The organism is Rhodovulum sp., from assembly GCF_011048875.1.
GTDB classification, from domain to species: Bacteria; Pseudomonadota; Alphaproteobacteria; order Rhodobacterales; family Rhodobacteraceae; genus Rhodovulum; species Rhodovulum tesquicola.
In genome coordinates, this window is sequence record NZ_DSDD01000122.1 from 1 (window position 1) to 2,276 (window position 2,276).

Annotated in this window: 1 protein-coding gene and 2 pseudogenes; all 3 read right to left on the bottom strand. The window is 68.4% G+C overall.

All coding sequences use genetic code 11. The annotated features are described in order from the left end of the window. A pseudogene (locus ENN83_RS04070) lies at positions 1-225 on the bottom strand (cytochrome P450); the annotation flags it as partial. Next, positions 222-1,300: pseudogene (locus tag ENN83_RS04075) on the bottom strand (hypothetical protein). The pseudogenes ENN83_RS04075 and ENN83_RS04070, both read right to left, overlap by 4 nt. Before the next feature lie 45 nt (positions 1,301-1,345). Beyond that, positions 1,346-2,098 (bottom strand): cytochrome c biogenesis CcdA family protein, encoded by a 753-nt coding sequence (locus ENN83_RS04080; RefSeq protein ID WP_287184336.1) that lies wholly within the window; start codon positions 2,096-2,098, stop codon positions 1,346-1,348. Between the last annotated feature and the right edge of the window lie 178 nt (positions 2,099-2,276).

Here is a 2,276-nt window from a genome sequence, read left to right on the forward strand (position 1 = left end):
CCGGTCGGATTTCGGAAAGTCGCGCGGCCGATCCTGCAGCACCAACCGCACCAGATCGGACTCGTTCACGAGGAAGGAGTGGAAGAACGGCGTGCGGAACTCGGCCATCTTCGCGCGGTAAAGCCGCGCGGGCTGGGCCGAGAGGATATCGCTGCGGAACCGGCGCATGTAACCGATGAGCGAGACCTTGTCCGGGCGGGGAACGGGTTTGGGCGGCAGGGTCATGGCCTGGTCGAGGTGAAGGGGTTGCGGGGCGTCGCGATGCGGCTGGGCGACGGGGGCTGGTCGGCAAAGCGCGCGCCAAGGCTCAGCGGCCCGGCGGTGACGCGGAAATAGTCATAGGCGCCGGGCCGGTCGAAGGCGCAGAGATACTGGAAATGCAGCCGGAAGAACCGCCAGCGCAACGCCCGCCAGCGCGCCGGCGACAGCGTCTGCGAGAAAGCCGCCGACAGCACCAGCGGCCAGCGTTGCGGCACCGGCGCCACGCCCGTCACCGCCACCGGGTCGCACAGCGCAAAGGCACAGCCATCGCCCGGTGCGGTCACATCGACCCATGGAATGCGCCCCTGCCCGGCCATCAGCGCCATCTCGGCCCGCAACCGCCGGACCCGGGGCAGGAAAGCGACCATCGGCGCGACCTGCCCCAGCGTCAGCAGCGACAGCGCCGGGGCGTTCGCAGGCACGCGGTCGCTGCGCAGAAGGTCGGCCAGAACCGACACCGCCAGATGCGCGCCCGAGGAATGACCGACGACCAGCACCTCGTCCACCTCGTCGGTCAGCGCGGCGGCGATGCGGTCGGCAAAGACGGCCAGCCGCGCCTCCAGATCGGGCGGATAGGCGCCGCCCCCGGCTGGCGGCGTGCGCAAAGTCATGCTCAGATACCAGCCGAAGACGCGGCCATCCTGCGCCCGAAACCACGCCAGCACCGGCCAGACCACGACCAGCCCCAGCCAGCCCGCAAGGGGCAGCCCGGTCAGAGCGAGCAGCCCGCCAAGACCCCGCGCGAGCATCAGCGTGACGGCCAGTTGCCCCGGCAGCACCGCGATCGGGTAGAGTGCCGCAACGGTCGGCCCTTTCCTCAGCCGCGCAAGCCGCCAGAGCGCCCCGAGCCGAGATTGGCCCTCACCGTCCACCCCCCGGGCAAACCGCCGGGGGGAATGTCAATCTCGAACCCCGAGATGCGCGCCTGTTCTGCGGCCTCGCGACGGAAAAGCTCACGGTAGCGGCGCGGCGGAAACGGGTCAAAGCCGGGGATGTAAAACACCCGTCGCCGCCCGACCTGCCCCCCGCTGCCCGTCATCCCGCCCCGGCCACTCGTCGCCGCCGCGGCGCAAGACGAGACCGTTCAACCGAGAGTTGCCAGCCCCGGGAAGGTTTCGAGCAGCCAGTAGCTGAACGCGCTGAAGGCACCTGTCACCAAAGCAAGACCGACCACCAGAAGCAGCGCGCCCATCGACCTTTCGATCAGCTTCATGTGGCGCTTGAGCCGGTTCATCAGGCCCATGGAGCGCTCGATGAACAGCGCAGCCAGAATGAAGGGCACGCCCAGCCCCGCCGCATAGACCCCCAGCAGAAGCGTGCCGCGGGCCACATCCGCCTCGGAGGCGGCAAGCGACAGGATCGCGCCCAGTTGCGGGCCGATGCAGGGCGTCCAGCCAAAGGCGAAGGCCAGCCCCAGAAGATAGGCCCCCAGGGCCGAACCGCCCCGGTCGCCCACATCCAGCCGCGCCTCGCGCTCGAGGATCGGAATGCGGAACACGCCAAGGAAATGAAGCCCGAACAGAATGACCATCACGCCTGCGGCACGCGCAAACCATTCCTGGTTCTGCAAGAAGAACGCGCCGAAGGCCGAGGCGGTGAAACCCAGCAGCAGAAAGACCGTGGACAATCCCATCACGAAGAACAGCGCGGGCGCCAGCGCACTGCGCCGCGTCCCGGTCCGGCCAGTCAGCTCGCCCATGCTGATCCCGCCCATATAGGCCAGATAGGGCGGCACGATGGGCAGCACACAGGGGCTGACGAAACTCAGCAGCCCTGCAGCCAGCGCCACCAGCATCGCGGGAAGAAGCCCAGCGTCGACAACCTCGATTCCGAACATTCCGCCTCCTTGTTCGGTTCGGACTTACCCCAAGCCGCGCAATTCGTCACGTCACCCGGCCTCACAAAGCCGTGGACAGGACGCCGCAAGCGCCTTACGCACGCGAAGATGGTGGTGGCACTCGAAATAGACGCGCTGGGGTTGCGTTGCCCTCTGCCCGTGCTGAGAGCGCGCAAGG